At 38.0% G+C, this 19,813-nt stretch carries 21 protein-coding genes; 3 read left to right on the plus strand and 18 right to left on the minus strand.

Annotation, left to right across the window (positions count from 1 at the left end):
- The first annotated feature begins 182 nt into the window (after positions 1-182).
- Positions 183-806, plus strand: a complete 624-nt coding sequence (locus DK866_RS14665; RefSeq protein ID WP_109409498.1) for a TetR/AcrR family transcriptional regulator — start codon at positions 183-185, stop codon at positions 804-806.
- Between the two features lie 197 nt (positions 807-1,003).
- Here DK866_RS14665 and DK866_RS14670 read toward each other — a convergent pair whose 3' ends face one another.
- From DK866_RS14670 to DK866_RS14705, 8 genes are all read right to left on the minus strand, one after another.
- The gene (locus DK866_RS14670; RefSeq protein WP_109409499.1) at positions 1,004-1,354 is read right to left on the minus strand and encodes a ribonuclease G; all 351 of its coding nucleotides are present in this window, start codon (positions 1,352-1,354) and stop codon (positions 1,004-1,006) included.
- Between the two features lie 287 nt (positions 1,355-1,641).
- Positions 1,642-2,637 carry a glycine betaine/L-proline ABC transporter substrate-binding protein ProX gene (gene proX, locus DK866_RS14675; RefSeq protein ID WP_109409500.1) on the minus strand — a complete coding sequence of 332 codons (996 nt, stop codon included), beginning with the start codon at positions 2,635-2,637 and terminating at the stop codon, positions 1,642-1,644.
- Positions 2,638-2,758: 121 nt separating this feature from the next.
- Positions 2,759-3,958 carry a glycine betaine/L-proline ABC transporter permease ProW gene (proW, locus tag DK866_RS14680; RefSeq protein WP_109409501.1) on the minus strand — a complete coding sequence of 400 codons (1,200 nt, stop codon included), beginning with the start codon at positions 3,956-3,958 and terminating at the stop codon, positions 2,759-2,761.
- Entirely contained in the window at positions 3,951-5,150 is a 1,200-nt protein-coding gene (proV, locus tag DK866_RS14685) for a glycine betaine/L-proline ABC transporter ATP-binding protein ProV (protein WP_109409502.1), read from the minus strand. The genes proW and proV overlap by 8 nt, the downstream gene beginning before the upstream one ends.
- Positions 5,151-5,770: 620 nt before the next feature.
- On the minus strand, positions 5,771-6,739 hold the full coding sequence (nrdF, locus tag DK866_RS14690; RefSeq protein ID WP_109409503.1) for a class 1b ribonucleoside-diphosphate reductase subunit beta: 969 nt from the start codon (positions 6,737-6,739) through the stop codon (positions 5,771-5,773).
- A gap of 24 nt (positions 6,740-6,763) precedes the next feature.
- Positions 6,764-8,890 (minus strand): class 1b ribonucleoside-diphosphate reductase subunit alpha, encoded by a 2,127-nt coding sequence (gene nrdE / locus DK866_RS14695; protein ID WP_109409504.1) that lies wholly within the window; start codon positions 8,888-8,890, stop codon positions 6,764-6,766.
- Between the two features lie 5 nt (positions 8,891-8,895).
- Complete coding sequence (gene nrdI, locus DK866_RS14700) at positions 8,896-9,315, minus strand: class Ib ribonucleoside-diphosphate reductase assembly flavoprotein NrdI (RefSeq protein WP_109409505.1); 420 nt, start codon at positions 9,313-9,315, stop codon at positions 8,896-8,898.
- Between the two features lie 11 nt (positions 9,316-9,326).
- On the minus strand, positions 9,327-9,551 hold the full coding sequence (locus DK866_RS14705) for a glutaredoxin family protein (RefSeq protein WP_072070255.1): 225 nt from the start codon (positions 9,549-9,551) through the stop codon (positions 9,327-9,329).
- 283 nt (positions 9,552-9,834) lie between these two features.
- Here DK866_RS14705 and DK866_RS14710 point away from each other — a divergent pair, with 283 nt between their 5' ends.
- Positions 9,835-10,308, plus strand: coding sequence for a methylated-DNA--[protein]-cysteine S-methyltransferase (locus tag DK866_RS14710; RefSeq protein ID WP_109409506.1), 474 nt, complete (start codon positions 9,835-9,837; stop codon positions 10,306-10,308).
- A gap of 197 nt (positions 10,309-10,505) precedes the next feature.
- Positions 10,506-10,715, plus strand: coding sequence for a transcription antiterminator/RNA stability regulator CspE (gene cspE / locus DK866_RS14715; RefSeq protein ID WP_023581133.1), 210 nt, complete (start codon positions 10,506-10,508; stop codon positions 10,713-10,715).
- 168 nt (positions 10,716-10,883) lie between these two features.
- On the opposite strand, the gene crcB is transcribed toward cspE, so the two are convergent.
- The 10 genes from crcB to rsfS form a co-directional block, all read right to left on the minus strand.
- Entirely contained in the window at positions 10,884-11,258 is a 375-nt protein-coding gene (crcB, locus tag DK866_RS14720; protein WP_109409507.1) for a fluoride efflux transporter CrcB, read from the minus strand.
- 13 nt (positions 11,259-11,271) lie between these two features.
- On the minus strand, positions 11,272-12,237 hold the full coding sequence (lipA, locus tag DK866_RS14725) for a lipoyl synthase (protein ID WP_075671558.1): 966 nt from the start codon (positions 12,235-12,237) through the stop codon (positions 11,272-11,274).
- A gap of 104 nt (positions 12,238-12,341) precedes the next feature.
- Complete coding sequence (gene lipB, locus DK866_RS14730) at positions 12,342-12,983, minus strand: lipoyl(octanoyl) transferase LipB (protein ID WP_109409508.1); 642 nt, start codon at positions 12,981-12,983, stop codon at positions 12,342-12,344.
- A 162-nt stretch (positions 12,984-13,145) separates the two neighbouring features.
- Positions 13,146-13,409 (minus strand): DUF493 family protein YbeD, encoded by a 264-nt coding sequence (gene ybeD / locus DK866_RS14735; RefSeq protein ID WP_036912266.1) that lies wholly within the window; start codon positions 13,407-13,409, stop codon positions 13,146-13,148.
- 200 nt (positions 13,410-13,609) lie between these two features.
- Positions 13,610-14,821 (minus strand): D-alanyl-D-alanine carboxypeptidase DacA, encoded by a 1,212-nt coding sequence (gene dacA, locus DK866_RS14740; protein WP_109409509.1) that lies wholly within the window; start codon positions 14,819-14,821, stop codon positions 13,610-13,612.
- Positions 14,822-14,942: 121 nt separating this feature from the next.
- A complete protein-coding gene (rlpA, locus tag DK866_RS14745; protein ID WP_109409510.1) occupies positions 14,943-15,896 on the minus strand; it encodes an endolytic peptidoglycan transglycosylase RlpA in 954 nt (317 codons plus the stop codon).
- A 10-nt stretch (positions 15,897-15,906) separates the two neighbouring features.
- A complete protein-coding gene (mrdB, locus tag DK866_RS14750; RefSeq protein ID WP_072070249.1) occupies positions 15,907-17,019 on the minus strand; it encodes a peptidoglycan glycosyltransferase MrdB in 1,113 nt (370 codons plus the stop codon).
- A 5-nt stretch (positions 17,020-17,024) separates the two neighbouring features.
- Positions 17,025-18,920 (minus strand): peptidoglycan DD-transpeptidase MrdA, encoded by a 1,896-nt coding sequence (gene mrdA, locus DK866_RS14755; protein WP_109409511.1) that lies wholly within the window; start codon positions 18,918-18,920, stop codon positions 17,025-17,027.
- A gap of 39 nt (positions 18,921-18,959) precedes the next feature.
- Positions 18,960-19,430, minus strand: coding sequence for a 23S rRNA (pseudouridine(1915)-N(3))-methyltransferase RlmH (gene rlmH / locus DK866_RS14760; RefSeq protein WP_004246050.1), 471 nt, complete (start codon positions 19,428-19,430; stop codon positions 18,960-18,962).
- A 2-nt stretch (positions 19,431-19,432) separates the two neighbouring features.
- Positions 19,433-19,759 carry a ribosome silencing factor gene (gene rsfS / locus DK866_RS14765; RefSeq protein WP_006537732.1) on the minus strand — a complete coding sequence of 109 codons (327 nt, stop codon included), beginning with the start codon at positions 19,757-19,759 and terminating at the stop codon, positions 19,433-19,435.
- Positions 19,760-19,813 lie beyond the last annotated feature (54 nt).

A 19,813-nucleotide genomic window follows, 5' to 3' on the forward strand; every position in this document is an offset into this window, starting at 1 on the left:
TGTAAAAAGTAAACTAAACCGATCGGTACTGTAATATTTATAGTTTATAAATGTCAATAAATATATGTATTGGACTTTTTTAATTTATTTTTTATTGTTTGTTGTACCGATCGGTTTGTTTGATGATAGGCAGTAAATATGCTAGCTTTGTGTTATCTAATTTTTAATTGATGAGTGACAATATGCTTTCGCCAAAATCAATGACTACAGCCGATGAAAAAGAGTTAGCAGTGCTTAATGCTGCTACAGAGATATTTTTTGTTCATGGTTTTAGTGCCGCGACAACAGATATGATCCAACGTAAAGCGGGGGTATCAAAGGCGACAATGTATGCGTGTTTTCCTAGCAAAGAAGCGATATTTACGGCCGTGATTGATAAAGAATGTCGTATAATGGGACATGCATTTAATACAATGAAAATTGTTGACGGCAATATAGAAGATGCACTTACTCAACTTGGTGTTTCTTACTTACAATTAGTTTTTTCTCCATCATCAATTGCATTATTCCGTCTGATTGTTGCTGAGGCCCCTCGTTTTCCTGAAATAAGCCACCGATTTTATTTAGCAGGACCAAAACCAGTTATTGATAAAATTACTAATTATTTTATCAATGCTGCGAATGCAGGAAAAATTAATATTAATGCTATTGGCGCTACCCAAGCAGCACAGCTTTTTACTAGCATGTTACGTGGAGAAGGGCATTTGGAATACTTAACTCATCCCACATCAACACTTTCAATGGCAAGACAAGATTTGTGGGTGAAAAATGCGGTGGATACTTTTTTAAAGGCGTATGGAAAATAGAAGGCTCCTTATCAAAATAGTAGTTAATTAAGATATTTTAAGGGGCTTTTTCATTATCATTAATCAATTTGAGATGGATCTTTAATTTAGAACTTTAAAAAGTTAGTGACAGGAGAATAGATAAATTTTTATAGAAAACCCCACGAAAATAATATGGGGTTTATTGTCATTAAGCGTTCAATATTCAAAGTATTGAATTAATAACCGTATGATGCAGAAGTTGCAATCATTGCCATCATGGTAGTGAAGAAGAAAATAAAGAAAAGAACAGCCATAACGATACTGATAATAAAATAAACAAAGCCAGCTCTATTCCATGTTTCTTGTACTTTCATAAAGGTTTCAACAGAATCGTAATCACCACTTTTCCAAGCCCATTCATTACCTTTAATACCACAAACAAAAATCCAGATAAGGTTAAGTAAAGGAACGAGTGCTAATAATGGAAGATAGGATTTATTACCAAAACCCCAAATAATATTAAACATGAAAGCACCCCAGTTCCAACGTTTAATTTCTTCAGGTACAGGTTTGTTAGTGTAAGACACAATTTATTCCTTATCTAAATCTTCAATATAAAAATGAGAATGCCAAAATGGCAACTGGAGAAAAAGATAATCATAATTGAAGAATTCAATGAATGAAAGGAAGGGTTATTTAAGTGATTAATAAGAAGAATAATCTTAATAATAAAGTAGGGGTAAGATTTTTTATTGTATAAACGTATTTTGTTTAATTACCTATCATTCTAGTTATTTATAAATAAAAACAGGCCACAAAATTGTAGCCTGTTTAATAATAATCTCTATTTTAGAGTCTTTGTTATTTTATGATGTTATTGCGTGGCACTTCGAGCTTGTTCAACCCAACCATCAAATGTTTTCTGATGAGCTTTGATCCACGCATTTGCATGACGTTCAATATCAGCCTGTGATTTTTGACCATTATGCATACGTAAGTTCTGCGCATTGATATCGGCAACAGACACTTTCATGACTTCAAAGAGTTTTGCCACAGCAGGGTTTTCTTCAGCCCACTTTTTATTTGCTGCAATATGCATGGTACTTGGTGGGAAGCCATAGTTTTTACCATTTGCTAATGTGGTGTCTGTTTTGTCATCACCCGGTAAAGATGAAAATGGCACTTGTAACCAAACAACATCTTTACCCGGTTTTAATACATCACTTATCCAATATGGTGTCCATGTGTAATAAAAAATAGGTTTACCTTCTTTGTAGCGAGTAATGGTATCTGCCATCATAGCCGCGTAATTACCTTGATTATGTGTAACTGATTTTTCTAAATCATAGGCTTTTAAGTGATTATTGATGGCTTCTTCGCATCCCCAGCCTGGGTTACAACCTGTTAAATCGGCTTTACCGTCACCATTGGCATCAAAGAGTTTGGCAATTTTAGGATCTTTAAATTGCTCAATATTGGTGATGTTGTATTTTTCAGCTGTTTTCTTGTCAATTAAGTAGCCTTGAGCTGCATTAACGACATAATCGCCTTTACGATAAAAAGTGTTATCACCACCTGCAGCTTCATATTGTGAGTTATGAAGTGGAACCCAACTTACCGCCATAAAAGTGGCATCACCGTTGGCGATAGAGGAATAAGCAACGTTGTAATCGACTTCTTTGATCGGTTGAACTGTGTAGCCTAATTGTTCGAGTGCTTTGTTGACGATTAAGGTTTGAAACGTTTCTTCCGAAATTGTACTTTGCACAGGTTGAACCGAAATCCCTTTTCCGGGTAAATCAGCAGCGGATAACTGGGTGCTTATCAGTGTGGCGGACAATACGGTTGCCCAGATAACTGGATTACGCATAGTTTTTCCTTCTGTTGTGATAGTAAGAGATAAATAGCGACAGCGAACTGTCGCCTCTATTTCTTATATTGATTGAACGTTATGTTCTTTATAGATTTTTAATTAATAGTGAAAATATTTATTACGATGCTTTTTTGCCAAATAGTCGGCAAATTAAGCCAATAGGGCCTGTCATATACCAGCATCGATTGCCTTTATGACGACTATTCTGCCCCAAGGATTGCGTTAATCGGTCAAGAATAATCGCGAGAATAACAATACCGGCACCCCCTACAGCAGCAAGTCCCATATCAAGGCGACCAATACCACGTAATACCATTTGACCTAATCCACCAACGGCTATCATTGACGCAATAACAACCATTGAAAGCGCTAACATCAAGGTTTGGTTTACACCAGCCATAATTGTTGGCATGGCGAGTGGTAACTGCACTTTAAACAACATTTGTCGTGGATTTGCCCCAAATGATTGAGCTGCTTCAATTAAATCTTCAGGAACTTGTTTGATCCCTAAAATGGTCAGTCTTACAATAGGCGGCAAAGCAAAAATAATAGTGACTACAACACCTGGCACATTACCAATCCCAAATAGCATTACAATAGGTACTAAGTAAACGAATGCAGGGGTAGTTTGCATTGCGTCAAGTAAAGGCCGAACAATTTTTGATGCCCTATCACTATTGGCAAGCCATATCCCTAAGGGAAGTCCAATTATCAGACAGAACAGTAACGAAGTTAGTACTAAAGCAAGCGTAACCATAGCTTCAGACCAAGCGCCAATCGCACCAATCAATATCAATGAAATAAACGAGGTGATGCCCATCACTTTGCCTGAGAGTTGCCATGCAATCAGTGAAAATAAAATAATGGCAATAGGTGCTGGCATTGAGGTTAAGAAATTCTCAAAGCCACTTAATACAAAATCAACGGGGACTCGAATACCTTGGAACACAGGACGAAAGTGCAATACTATCCAATCAATTGCGTCGGTAACCCACGAATCCAAAGGGATCAGTGTATTATGAAAGGGGTCCATAAGATTAAAAGAGTCTGGCGCAACATCAGTAGGTGTTGCATCTAGCCAATCACTCCCTGCGGATGATGTATCAATATTGTCACTACTACTGCCAGCTCCCCATGGATCGACATCTGCCGATGAACTGTCAGCACTGCTCCAAGGATCACTTTCTGTTGTACTGGTATCGGTTGTAGCCCAAGGATCATCATTTACGCTATGGGTTGTCTCCTGAGCTGTCTCGCTTGTTGCGGTTTCTTGGATATTTGTATCTAAAACCGTATCTTGATTTGTTGTATTACTCATTTGGCGTCTCCTTATCCAGTGCTTGTAGTAACATTCCTTTAGAAATTAAACCGATATAGCGGTTTTTTTCATCAATAACAGGAATAGCACAGGGAGATTGTGCAACAGTTGAAATCAGCTCATTTAATGGTGTATCACCATTTATAGCGCAAGGTTCGGATAAAATGGCTGATTCAATAGGTTGTTTATTTTTTAGAGCCTCTTCAAGAGAGTTCACAGAAACAATACCAATAAACTTCCTACCTCGTTCAATGAGATAACCAAAATTTCTATCTTCATCTTCAAGCACTTTTAATGCTGAGCGAGGGCCGAAACCGGGAGCAACATGTAATAAGGTTTCAGGGCGACGTTTGGCAATATCTTTTGCACTAAATACATGGCTAATATCAACCCCACGGAAGAATGTGCGTACATAATCATTAGCTGGATTATTTAGTATTTCATCAGGTGTGCCGATTTGGACGACGACCCCACCTTGCATAATGGCAATACGATCACCAATACGCATGGCTTCATCAAGATCATGAGAAATAAACACAATAGTACGCTGTTTATCGCCTTGTAAGCTCAATAACTCATCTTGCATTTCAGTTCTAATTAATGGGTCAAGTGCTGAAAAAGCCTCGTCCATTAACAAGATATCGGGATCATTGGCAAGTGCGCGAGCTAGACCAATACGTTGACGCATCCCACCAGAAAGCTCATCAGGCCAAGAGTTCGCGTAACTACCAAGATTGACTTGCTCTAACGCATCCATTGCTTTTTTATAACGTTCATCTTTGCTTAATCCAGCAAGATCCATTCCGAAAGCTGTGTTATCAAGCACATTCATATGTGGCATTAAGGCGAATGACTGAAACACCATACTGATTTTTTTACGTCGAACTTGTCGTAATTCTTTATCAGACATGGTGGCAATATTTTCACCATCAATAAGCACCTCTCCCTTTGTAGGAGAGATCAGACGATTGAGAAGGCGGACTAGGGTGGATTTACCTGAGCCAGATAATCCCATGATGACAAATATTTCGCCTTCTTCAATTGCCAGATTTGCATTTTGAACACCAACGGTTAAACCTGTTTTATCAAAAATCTGATCTTTATTCATACCCGATTTTAATAATTCAAAGGCTCGTTTGGGGTGCTCGCCAAATACTTTATAGAGATTTTTTACTTCGAGTTTAATTGCCATGCAATATATTATTTCCTATTTAAATAATGAAAGGAATAAATTAAATTTAATTAAATCAGTATTGTTGTTTTCCTAAATAAGATTTTTAGTAAGGGAAATACCCTACCACAATGATTGCATCTGACAACCCTATGTTAATTATAATTAATTAAAAAACCGGGATGTTTTTTCTTTATTTTTATAATGATTAACAATTAAATAAAGTGAAATAAAACTTTTTTATTAAAAGATAATATTTCTTTTAACTTACTGAAATACAGTTGTTTTTAAACATATTGTTATTTTGATTAGGATCTCAATAAAAACAGGCAGTAAATAACTAAATTGAGGCGAAAATAAGGAAAAAATAAATGAAAAAAAATCCATATATATTAGAAAATGTAATGTTTTTTGGGTTATTATCGGTTTGGATATTTTAAATAAGCTAAAACCATTCGTAAAAAATTGATTATTTGAATAAATCAAACGGTAAAAATCATACAATTAGGTGATTTATTGAACGAATAAAAACGCACAAAAAAATAATATCTATTTTTCAGTGCGTTACGTTAAAATCGAAATATATAATTAAATCGAATGTATTTTATTGGTTCTAATACACTTAGTTGTATTATTTTGTATTAAAAATCCCAATCATCGTCTTCAGTATTAATGGTTTTTCCAATAACATAAGATGAACCTGAGCCAGAAAAGAAATCGTGATTTTCATTAGCATCAGGCGATAATGATGAAAGGATCGCTGCACTGACATCTGTTATTTCATCAGGGAATAATGCTTCATAACCTAAATTCATTAATGCTTTATTTGCATTATAATGAAGGAATTTTTTTACATCCTCTGTCCAACCCACAGTATCATAAAGATCTTCAGTATATTTAACTTCATTGTCATATAAATCTAATAATAATGAAAATGCAAAATCTTTAATATCTTGTTTCTCTAATTCAGATTTATTTAATAACTGATTTTGAAATTTATAGCCAATATAATAACCATGAACGGCTTCATCACGAATAATGAGACGAATTAAATCGGCTGTATTGGTTAATTTTCCTCTACTTGACCAATACATAGGTAAATAGAATCCAGAATAAAATAAAAAAGATTCTAAAAATACACTGGCAATTTTTTTCTTTAAAGGATCGCTGTCTTGATAATAGCGCAGAATAATATCTGCTTTCTTTTGCAGGTAAGGGTTTTCCTCACTCCAACGATATGCCTCATCAACATCTGTTGTTAAGCAGAGTGTGGAAAATATCGAGCTGTAAGAGCGAGCATGAACAGCTTCCATAAAACAGATATTGGATAACACTGCCTCTTCATGTGGTGTCAATGCATCAGGCATCAATGTTGGCGCGCCTACTGTATTTTGGATCGTGTCCAGTAACGTTAACCCAGTAAAAACACGAATAGTGAGCTGCTTTTCGGCTTGAGTTAATGTGTTCCATGAAGGAATGTCATTAGAGAGTGGAATTTTTTCAGGTAACCAAAAATTCATGGTTAAACGGTTCCAAACCTCTAAATCTTTTTCGTCTTCAATACGATTCCAGTTAATCGCATTAACATGACTTAATAAAGGTGATGACATGCTATGTTCTCCTTATTGTAATTATTAAAGTGCGCACGAAACACAGCCTTTAATTTCAGTGCCTGCTAATGCGGATTGTCGGATACGAATGTAATACAAGGTTTTAATTCCTTTACGCCAAGCATAAATTTGTGCTTTGTTAATATCTCTTGTTGTGGCTTCATCTGAAAAGAATAATGTCAGTGATAAGCCTTGATCGATATGTTGTGACGCTTCTGCATAGGTATCGATAATCTTTTCTGCCCCAATTTCATACGCATCTTGATAATATTGGCGATTTTCATTAGTCATAAATGGAGCTGGGTAATAAACTCGTCCAATCTTGCCTTCTTTTCTAATTTCTATTGGTGCTGCAATAGGGTGAATGCTTGATGTGGAATGATTTATATAGGAAATAGACCCAGTAGGTGGTATCGCTTGTAAGTTTTGGTTGTAGATCCCATGCGTCATAATAGAGTGTTTGAGTGTTTGCCAATCTTCTTGTGTAGGAATATGGATATTCGATTGACTAAACAACTGGTGGACTTTCTGTGTTTTCGGCAGCCATTGTTGTGATAGATACTTATTAAAGTATTCACCTGTTGCGTATTTTGAGTTTTCAAAACCTTTAAAGTGTTGTTTTTTTTCAATGGCTAATTGGTTTGAAGCTAATAACGCATAATAAGTGACAGTATAAAAATAGATATTGGTGAAATCTAATGCTTCTTCAGAGCCATAATAAATTCTTTCACGCGCTAAATAGCCATGCAAATTCATTTGTCCTAAACCAATCGCATGAGAAGCGAGATTACCTTTTTCAATAGAAGGAACCGACTCAATTTTCGTCATTTCAGAGACATTGCTTAATGCCCTAATTGCAGTGCTGACGGTATGTGCAAAGTTAGGAGAATCCATTGCCATAGCAATATTCATAGAACCTAAGTTACAACTGATATCATGACCGATATGGCGATAACTTAAGTCTGGGTGATACTCACTTGCGCTGTTGACTTGTAAAATTTCAGAGCAGAGATTGCTCATGTTAATTCTACCTGCGATAGGATTTGCGCGGTTTACCGCATCTTCAAACATGATATAAGGATAGCCAGACTCAAATTGAATTTCGGCTAATGTTTGAAAGAACTCTCTCGCTTTAATTTTCTTTTTACGTATTTGTGCGTTATTCACCATCTCACTGTATTTTTCGCTAACACTAATTTCTGACATTGGTACGCCATAAACACGTTCTACATCATAAGGTGAGAAGAGATACATATCTTCATTACGTTTTGCTAATTCAAACGTGATATCAGGGATAACAACGCCTAAAGAGAGAGTTTTTATTCGGATTTTTTCATCCGCATTCTCTCTTTTGGTATCAAGAAAATGATAGATATCAGGATGGTGAGCATGAAGATAAACAGCGCCAGCACCTTGTCTTGCACCTAATTGGTTTGCATAGGAAAAAGCATCTTCAAGCATTTTCATGACGGGAACTACGCCAGAAGATTGATTTTCTATACGCTTAATAGGGGCACCGGCTTCACGTAAATTAGTAAGCAAAAATGCAACGCCGCCACCACGTTTAGAAAGCTGTAATGCAGAATTGACCGATCGACCGATAGATTCCATATTATCTTCTATACGCAATAGAAAGCAGGAAACCAATTCACCACGTTGTTGTTTTCCACAATTTAGGAAAGTTGGTGTTGCGGGCTGGAAACGACCACTAATAATTTCATCAACGAGATGAATGGCAAGGTTGGTATCACCTTGTGCAAGAGTAAGCGCTACCATACAGACGCGATCTTCATAGCGTTCAAGATAACGCTCACCATCAAAGGTTTTTAAGGTGTAACTGGTATAGTATTTAAAAGCACCTAAAAAAGATTGAAAGCGAAATTTTTTGCTATAAGCATGTTTGAATAGCTGTTTGATAAAGGCAAATTCATATTGTTCTAATACTTGAGCTTCGTAATAGTGTTGTTGTACTAAAAACTCGAGTTTTTCTTTTAAATCATGAAAAAATACCGTGTTTTGATTTACATGTTGGCGAAAAAAATGATGTGTCGCTAATTTGTCTTTATCAAACTGAATATTACCTTGCTCATCATACAGATTTAGCATGGCATTTAAGGCATGGTAATCAAGTTGTTCTATTGATTGTGTCATGTTAATTATCTCGTGACGCCGTGGTCTGCTAGGTTTGACCAAAACGTACTTAAACCAGTCTTTACACGTTTTACATCTTCTGGTGTGCCTAATAGCTCAAATCGATATAAAAAAGGGATTTGGCATTTTTGTGCAATGATGTCTCCAGCCAACCCATAAGCTGTACCAAAATTTGTATTTCCAGAAGCAATAACACCGCGTATTAGTTGGCGGTTTTCACGAATATTTAAAAACTGAATAACCGCTTTAGGAACTGCACCTTTAGTACCGCCGCCACCGTAAGTAGGGCAAAGCAACACAAATGGCTGTGTTGCAAGTAATATTTCATCTTCAATAATTCTAGTCGCCTGTAAATGAAGCTTTTGCACAAACCGATGGCAGTTTTCCGAACGACTTGAAAAATAGATCAAAGATGCAGTTTGCATGAAAGGCTCCTTTAGAGCGTAATCTGTCTTATCTTATCAGGGCAGAAACCCGACCAATGTTGATCACCATGAACAACAACGGGAACTTGGCGATATCCCATAGAGACTATTTGAGCTAAGGCTTGTGTATCTTGGGTGAGATCAACAGCAACAAACGGAATATTTTTCTGTTTTAATGCGCGTTCTGTGGCACTACATTGAACGCAATTCGGTTTGGTATAGAGGATAACAGACATAAAAATAACCCTTATAAAAATATGGATGCGTCTGTTTTCACATCCATAATGAGAAGTACTTAAATACTATATATAGAGTTATTTATTTTCAACCACACAATATATGGTGTTTTTCTATTTTGATAATGATTATCATTAAAATTAAACAGTTAGCGCACTAATTTTATTTTTCGATCTCGCTATTGATCTATTTTTATTAGATATACAAGTAATTAGATGATTGCATTATCAATCACGCATGATTTACTCTTAGTGCTACAGACAAATCAGCAGAGAAAATATTATGTACCAAGACTATCTCGATGCACCTGTTGGCTTCCCAAAACCTTATATCTCTATTACAGCCAATGAAAAAGGGATCACCAGCCTCTATTTTGTAAATGACAAAGATGTTGCTGTGAATTCAAGCCCCGTAATTAATCAATGTATAAAACAATTAAAAGAGTATTTTGCGGGTAAACGTACCGCCTTTTCTGTGCCACTGGCACCAGAAGGAACGGAGTTTCAAAGCCGTGTTTGGAAGACATTACAGACAATCCCTTATGGTGAAATTTGGAGTTATAAAAAATTGGCACTTACATTAGGTTCGGTCAATTATTGCAGGGCGGTCGGAATGGCAAATTCACGCAATCCAATTTCTTTAATTATTCCTTGTCATCGAGTTATTGGTCATAACGGCAAGTTAGTTGGCTATACTGGCGGGTTAGATATTAAGCGTTGGCTACTTCAATATGAAAAAGTAGAAGTTGATGAATAGTTCAGATTGTAAGTATTAAGTATTGTTTCTTAAGTGAACTATGGGTTAAGGCATGGGATTTGTCTGAATATTAATCATTTAGCAGAAAAAAAATGTGAGTTTCGTGATCTAGGCTGTGGACAGGGAATCATCATTTTTGTTTTACTATAGCCAACGCAAAACGCTTGCGTTTATTTTCTATTTTAAAGGTAAACTTGATGTCTAAATTAAAAGGTAACGTTAAGTGGTTTAACGAAACTAAAGGTTTTGGTTTTATCACTCCAGAAGATGGCAGCAAAGATGTATTTGTACACTTTTCCGCTATTACATCAGAAGGCTTTAAAACCCTTGCTGAAGGTCAAAAAGTAGAGTTTGAAGTTACTGACGGCGCGAAAGGGCCATCTGCTGCAAACGTTGTCGCTATCTAATTAACGACTTCTTTGAGACAGTAAAAACCCGTTTTTAACGGGTTTTTATATTTATATAGCAAACTCGTTTTTAACGGATTTGTATTTTATATAGCAAACTCGTTTTTAACGGGTTTTAATGTTTCTAGAGTTAAGCCTATTATTGAATAGGCTATTATGTCTCTAATATTACATTTCACGTAATAACCAAAATGCAAATGCTGTCATTAAAAATGAGCCCGCTAAATTAGCCCCCATGGTGCTTAATGCCCATCCAATTTTCCCTTCTGTTAAGAGAGAAACCACTTCAACCGAAAAGGTTGAAAAAGTTGTCAGACCGCCACAAAAGCCCGTTGTCAGCATAATTTTCCAAATAGGATCAATATGTGGTGCTTTGCTAAACCAAGCGATACCAAAGGCAATAATAAATGCACCAATACAGTTAGCAACAAAGGTGCCTGTGGCAAAATGAGGAAAAATAGAATTTAGGCGGTAGCTAATTAGCCAGCGTAATACGCTACCTAAACCACCACCTATAAATACAGCAATTGCAATGTTAAGCATGAGAGATTAATCGTTATTTAACCTCAATCCCCTGAGCTTGAAGGTCGGCATGATAAGATGAGCGAACAAAAGGCCCACAAGCTGCGTGAGTAAAGCCCATTGCAAGTGCTTGTTCTTTCATATATTCAAACTCGTCAGGACTGACGTAGCGTTGAACAGGAAGATGGTGGCGACTTGGCTGTAAATATTGCCCTAATGTCAGCATCGTTACCCCATGTTTACGCAGATCACGCATAACGTCAATAATTTCTTCGTTGGTTTCCCCAAGACCTACCATCAGGCCTGATTTTGTTGGAATATCAGGGTGTGCTTGTTTAAAGCGTTCTAATAGTGTCAATGACCATTGATAGTTAGCACCTGGGCGTACTTGACGATAAACGCGAGGTACATTCTCTAAGTTATGGTTAAAGACATCTGGTGGAGTGTCTGTCAGGATTTCAAGTGCTTTATCCATACGACCACGGAAATCTGGTACTAGTGTTTCAATACGAATAGTAGGATTCTTTGCACGAATAGCGGCGATACAATCGGCAAAATGTTGGGCACCGCCATCACGTAAGTCATCACGGTCTACTGAGGTGATAACAACATAGCGTAATCCCATATCTTTAATGGTTTGTGCGAGCTTCTCTGGCTCTTGTGGATCGGGAGCATTTGGTCGGCCATGAGCGACATCACAAAATGGGCAACGACGTGTACAGATTGCGCCCAAGATCATAAAGGTTGCCGTTCCGTGATTGAAGCACTCTGCAAGGTTAGGACAAGATGCCTCTTCACAGACAGAATGAAGGCCATTTTTACGCATTGCTGCTTTGATGCCCTGAATTTTACTTGAATCAGCGGGCAGCTTTATTTTCATCCAATCAGGTTTGCGTAGCAGTTGTTCACGTTCTGTAGCGACTGTTTTAACAGGAATAAGTGCCATTTTATCGGCGTCGCGATATTTAACTCCGCGTTCCATCTGAATAGGTTTACTCATAATTGTGCCAGTTCCAGTTATCTAGAGTGATTAACACGATGTGACTGAGGTAATCAGGGTTTTAAAAAAAAATGACAAATGTTAAAAAAATTATAGCATTTTTATTACTGTGGTTGGAATCCTAGTTGTGTACAAAAATGCTTAACTAATAATGGTGCTACCTGTGTCGTTGTCGTATTAGGAGCAAAATCAATTAACTGTGTCATTTTCAGATCAGAATAACCACAAGGATTTATTCGTGAAAAAGGGGATAAATCCATATCAATATTGAGGGCTAAACCATGAAAAGAGCAACCTTTACGAATACGTAGCCCTAACGAACAGATTTTATCGCCTTTCACATATACGCCCGGTGCATCAGCGCGAGCATAAGCTTCTACATTAAATTCCGCTAGCGTATCAATAACGGTATTTTCAAGTGCAGTGACTAATTGGCGAACACCAATATGGTTACGTTTTAAATCCACTAAAACATACATGACTTGTTGGCCTGGGCCATGATAGGTCACCTGACCGCCACGATCAGATTGAATAACAGGAATAGTTCCTGTGTTTAATAAATGTTCAGCTTTACCTGCTTGGCCTTGAGTAAAAACTTGTTCATGTTGAACGAGCCATATTTCATCAGGTGTGTGACTTTCCCGTTTTTCCGTAAACTGATGCATAGAATCAGAAACCGGTAAGTAGGGTTTCACACCTAATTGGCGAATAATGATTGTTTTGTCTTGCACCGTGAAAATCTTCATTTGTAGCGTAATTGTGAAGAGCAGTATAACGCCCCAGTAAATGAACTACCAGATTGAGATGTTTTTTTTCCGAAGAGGAGAGAAAAATGAAAGATATTAAGATAAGAAAAAGCGCCTGAGTAAAAGGCGCTTTTGAAAAATTCATCATTTTAAATGAAGGGATTACAGAACCATACGAACTAGTTCAAGCTCACCTAACTCTTTATACAGTGTTTCTACTTGATCGATATGGGTTGCATTGATCGTAATAGAAACTGAATGGTAATTGCCTTTGCTGCTTGGTTTTACAGAAGGAGTATAATCACCTGGTGCGTGGCGTTGAATAACTTCAACGACTTGATCCACTAATTCTGGTTTTGCATGACCCATCACTTTATAAGTGAAAGAACATGGGAACTCTAACAGTTCATTTAATTTTGTTTTCATCATAATGTAATTCCTTAAGACAACAGACACTGTTGTTTTAATTATCTATATCTACACCTAATCTTGACAAATAAAAAGCGCATTCCTTAATTATTAAGGAATGCGATACTGGTAATTAGGGTAAATAGGGGAATGGTAAATGTGTTTATGCCAATATCTATATGTAAGTTATATGTGGTCACATTTACCTTTTTCAAGTCTTAGCCAAACCAGTGTGAGAATAATAATTTGATGTAATCGATAATGCGACTAAAGAAGCCACCTTCTTTTACTTCATTCATCACCACGAGTGGACGTTGTTCAATAATTTGCCCATCAAGTTGGAAATTAATAGTTCCGACAACTTGGTTTTTATTCACTGGGGCATGTAATTCTACATTATCAAGGACATAGCTTGCTTTTAAGTCTTTTAATCGACCACGAGGGATAGTTAAATAAACATCTTTATCTACGCCTAATTGTACTTTATCTGTTTCACCATACCAAATTGGTTCAGCTGCAAACTCTTTACCTACTTGGAGTGGTTTTACTGTTTCAAAGAAGCGAAAACCCCAAGTCAGCAATTTTTTACTTTCAGCATCACGACCTTTAGATGAATGGCCACCCATTACTGCTGAAATTAAGCGCATATTGCCTTCGGTTGCTGAGGCAACTAAGTTATAACCTGCTGAGGCAGTGTGGCCAGTTTTAATACCATCCACATTTAAACTGCTATCCCATAACAATCCATTTCGATTCGTTTGGCGGATATTGTTATAGGTATACTCTTTCTCTTTGTAGATGGCATATTCGTCAGGTACATCACGAATTAATGCGGCTCCAATTAACGCCATATCACGAGCAGAGCTATATTGCCCTGGAGCATCAAGTCCATGAACTGTTTGAAATTGGGTGTTTTTTAAGCCGAGACGTTTAACGTAATCGTTCATCATGGTGACAAATGTATCTTGGCTACCTGCGACATAAGAGGCCATTGCTACACAAGCATCATTACCTGATTGCAAATTAATGCCACGGGTTAATTGTGCGACAGTAACTTGGTCGCCAGGTTTTAAGAACATTAAAGAGGAGCCACGAAAAACAGGGTTACCCGTTGCCCATGCCTCTTCACCAATTGGCACGATATCGTTATTAGTAATTTTGCCTGCGCGAATAGATTGTCCAATAACATAACTGGTCATCATTTTGGTTAAACTTGCAGGATCGCGACGAACATCAGCATTCATTTCAGCCAGCACTTTCCCAGAATTATAATCAATAAGAATATAAGATTCGGCTTCGATATTAGGAACAGCGGGTATCATTGTTTTTAGTGAATCATCAGCCAAGCTTTGATGCGTTACTGTCAATAAAGCAAAAGTGGCACTTAATAGGCTCGTTCTTAGTAATTTAGCTGGGAGTGTCTGTTTCATTCTGTTTGTTTAATCCGAAAATTCAGGGAAAAATAGGGGCTGATAAATAAAATATCAGCAAAACCAGGCGATTCTACGCTTGAATTTGCTGATATAAAAAGGATTTTACGTCATCTTACCTTTATTGAGTAATAATAAACCCAGAGATATCTTTAACTTGTTTCAGTTTGTTTTTTATTGCTTCGGCTTGATCTTTAGAGGAATAAGGGCCGAGTTGTACCTTATATAGTCCATCTGTTTTATTAATCACGCCTTGAGTACCAAATGATGACGATAAATCATTGAGCCAAAACTGAGCATTATTTTCGTTACTGAGTGCGCCAACTTGTACATAAAAGCCTTGCGCTATGGAGTTTGATAGTAATACTGGAGCTGGAGCTGGAGCTGAAGCTGGAACTTTGACTTCCGGTTGTGCTGGTGGCTCAATAGGCATATTAACAGGTGCAGATGTTGTTAATGGTGTAGATGTTGTTGATTGAGCATTAAAATTAGGGCGCTCGGGTAAGGCTGTTGTTTTCTTCTCAATTTGAGCCCCGTGTGTACCAATACCACTCATATGGCCATTTTGATCGACGACGATCCCTTCAATTTGCAATGGTGTTGTTGGCATTAAACGCAAACTATCAGAAACGGCGGGAGTGACTTGGATTTGTTTACCGTTGACGTAAGGGCCACGGTCATTGATCCTGACAACCATTGTGCGCCCATTGAGTAAGTTTGTAATTTTTACATAACTTGGAATGGGTAATGTGGGATGTGCAGCTGCAAATTCATAGGGATTGACACGTTCACCAATAGTCGTTAAACGACTCATAGCTAAGCTATCATAAACAATAGCCTCTCCTCGCTCACTAAAGTTTGCGGGATCAGTCACAATACGATAGACCACACCATTTTTTCGGTAATCTTGATTTGCCGTTGGGTGATAAGGCTCGTAACGAGGTTCAGCACCGAGAACACGTTGAGCAGGCACATTGGGTAATGGTGCTGGCTGTTTATTAGTGTTCGGTTTATCAACAACACACCCTGAAAGTAGCAATGCACTGATACCTATCAAAACCCATTGCAGACGCATAGAAACCTCATTATAAACTTTTCGATAATAGTTTTCGGTGTGTATGAATAGACATAACAATGCCAAATCCTGCCATTAAGACAATTAGGGCAGAGCCTCCATAACTCATTAGCGGTAACGGAACACCGACAACAGGAAGAATACCACTCACCATTCCTATGTTGACAAAGACATAGACAAAGAAGATTAGCATTAATCCGCCAATCATTACTCTACCAAATGTATTTTGTGCTTTCGTTGCAAGGTAAAGGCCTCGCGCAATTAAGAGTATATAAAGAGCTAGCAGTATCAAAACACCAATTAATCCGAGTTCTTCAGCCAATACAGCAAAAATAAAGTCTGTATGGCGCTCTGGTAAGAATTCTAATTGAGATTGCGTGCCTTGTAACCATCCTTTTCCATGTAATCCGCCAGAACCAATGGCAATTTTAGATTGGATGATATGATATCCGGCGCCGAGTGGATCAGATTCAGGGTCAAGCAGCATCATTACCCTAGCTTGTTGGTAATCATGCATAAGGAAAAACCAGAGTATGGGGATAAAAGCAGCAACAAGAACTATGGCTACAGTGATAAGGCGCCAACTCATTCCTGCAAGAAAAAGAACAAATAAACCCGATGCGGCAACAAGAATAGATGTTCCTAAATCGGGCTGTGCCGCAACTAATAACGTTGGTACAAAAATAAGTACCAAAGCAATAGCTGTATTACGCAACGTAGGCGGGCAGATATCGCGGTTCATAAATCGTGCTACCATTAATGGCACCGCAATTTTAGCAATTTCTGAAGGTTGGAAACGTACAATACCTAAATCTAACCAGCGTTGAGCACCTTTACTTATTTGACCAAAGACATCAACAAGAATAAGCAAGATAACGCAAAAGAAATAGAGATGTGGTGCCCAACTCTCATAGACTCGTGGTGGGATTTGAGCCATGACTATCATGATCATAAACCCCATACCAATCTGGCCTAATTTGCGTTGCATCATTTCTGGATCTTGGCCACTTGCACTCCACATAATAAATGCGCTGTATCCCAATAAAGCAATAATACAGAGCAAGAATAGAGGGTCTATATGGACTCGGGTCCAGAAGGATTTTTTCTTATTATTTTCAGTCATAATGATTATTCCTCTGAACCGCGTGGAGCAGGTGGCGAATCAGGTAACACTGTGTTGTTATCACCTAGGAGAATGTGGTCAAGAATTTGTCTTGTAATATCACCGACAGAAGGGCCAGCACCACCATTTTCTAAAATAATTGCTATAGCAACAGTCGGCTTATCATAAGGCGCAAAGGCAATCATCAGTTTGTGGTCACGAAGATGTTCAGCTAATTGGCTTGCGTTGTATGTTTCATAACTAAACACCTGTGCAGTTCCTGATTTAGCTGCCACTTTATAAGGAGCATCAGCAAAACTTCGGCGACCTGTGCCATTAGGGAAGTTAGCCACACCATACATACCATGTTTTGCTAATTCCCAATAGCCAGAGTTAATATCACCAATTTGACGGGTTTCAGTATCAACATAAGGCAACATTTCATTACCCAGTTTCGTACCGTAAAGTAGGTGAGGAGTTTTAACTTGACCATCATTAATCAATGTCATTAACGCTTTTGCCATTTGAATTGGCGTTGCTGTCCAATAACCTTGACCAATTCCGACAGGGATCGTATCACCTTGATACCAAGGTTTTTTATAACGTTGCTGTTTCCACTCGCGCGTTGGCATGATGCCATTACGTTCTTCGGATAGATCAATTCCTGTGTATTCGCCATAGCCAAAGCGCCCCATCCAAGTTGATATACGATCGATTCCCATATCATAAGCAACTTGGTAGAAAAATGTATCCGCAGACTCAACAATGGACTTGGTAACGTTAAGTTTACCATGCCCCCAGCGTTTCCAGTCACGATAGCGTTTTTCAGAGCCAGGAAGTTGCCACCAGCCAGGATCGTGGATAGTCGTATTCGCAGTAATAACCCCTTCACTTAATGCAGCAACAGACATAAAGGGTTTAACCGTTGAGGCTGGTGGATAAAGGCCTTGTGTTGTTCTATTTATTAGCGGTCTATCAGGGTTATTTAGCAATCCTTGATAATCAGTATTAGAAATACCGCCCACAAATAAGTTCGGATCGTAACTTGGGTTTGAGACAAGGGCTAAAATTTCACCATTACGAGGATCAGTCACTACAACAGCAGCTCGGCTTGTGGTGAGTAATGTTTCAATATAGGTCTGTAATTCAAGATCAACGGTAAGGTAAATATCTTTACCTGCTTGTGGCGGTTGTTCATGTAATTGGCGAATAACGCGACCACGGCTATTGACTTCAACTTCTTCATAGCCAGTTGTTCCGTGTAATACAGACTCATAATAACGTTCAATACCTAATTTACCGATATCATGAGTAGCAGCGTAATTAGGTGATAAACCTTCTTTATCAAGGCGTTCAACATCTTTATCGTTAATTTTTGCAACATAACCAATTACATGTGTTAATGCTGAGCCATAAGGATAATAACGGCGTTGATAACCTTTGATTTCTAAGCCCGGATAACGATATTGATTGATAGCAAAACGCGCAACTTGCACTTGGCTAAGTGTAGTTTTTAAGGGAATAGAGCTAAATCGACGAGAGCGCTTACGCTCTTTTTCAAAAGCGGCGATATCTTCATCAGTTAAGTCAACAACTTCTCTCAAACTTTCAAGCGTTTCTTGTAAGTTTGTTACCTTTTCAGGTACGACTTCTAACTGGTAGATAGTACGGTTGAGCGCAAGAGGGATACCTTTGCGATCGTAAATAATGCCACGACTAGGTGCAATTGGGACAAGTTTAATTCGGTTATCATTTGAACGTGTTTGATAATCGTCATGGCGAGCGATTTGTAAGTGATTGAGGTTAAAAACCAAAACACCACTTAATATAATAATTACTGAAAATGCGACGATCACACGGCGGATAAACAATTTTGATTCCGCAGTATAATCTCGAAACGGGGTACGTTTTTTTCTCTTCATCCCATTTGACTTCACTTACTGACCCGCCAATTCTATTGATTATTCACGATGATAAGGATGGTTTGTCGTAATACTCCATGCTCGATAAAGACTTTCTGCAACTACGACACGAACAAGGGGGTGTGGCATTGTTAAAGGAGATAAAGACCAACTTTGTTCAGCTGCAGCTTTACAAGCAGGTGCTAACCCTTCAGGACCACCAATTAATAAGCTGACATTTCTACCATCAAGCTTCCATCGATCAAGTTGTTCCGCAAGTTTTGGCGTATCCCAGCGAGCGCCAGGAATATCAAGAGTGACAATACGATTCCCTTTACCAACAGCCGCTAACATTTGTTCGCCTTCTTTTTCGAGAATTCGTTTAATATCGGCATTCTTTCCGCGTTTACCTGCGGGTATCTCAATAAGTTCTAAAGGCATGTCTTTGGGAAATCGATTAAGATAATCCATAAAGCCGGTCTGTATCCAGTCCGGCATTTTTGTACCAACGGCAATGAGCTGTAATTTCAAACTCAGCTCCAGAGTTTTTCAAGTTCGTACATGCGACGGCTATCTTCTTGCATTACGTGTACCATGGCTTCACCAAGATCGACGACAATCCAATCAGAAACACCTTGTCCTTCCACACCTAAAGGTTGTAATCCCGCTTCGCGGCAATCATCAACGAGATTATCTGCCACAGACATAAGATGTCTGCTTGATGTACCTGTGCAAATAATCATGTAATCCGTTACACTTGATTTTCCACGGACATCTAATGCAATGATGTCTTGAGCTTTAGAATCTTCAAGTTTATCAATAATAAATTGTTGTAATTCAGAACCTTGCAAAAGGATCACCTTTAATCTAATGAGTTAATTCAATCGAAAAATACTATACTCGTTATACGTCAG

This window comes from Proteus genomosp. 4 str. ATCC 51469, assembly GCF_003144375.1.
Taxonomy (GTDB): Bacteria; Pseudomonadota; Gammaproteobacteria; order Enterobacterales; family Enterobacteriaceae; genus Proteus.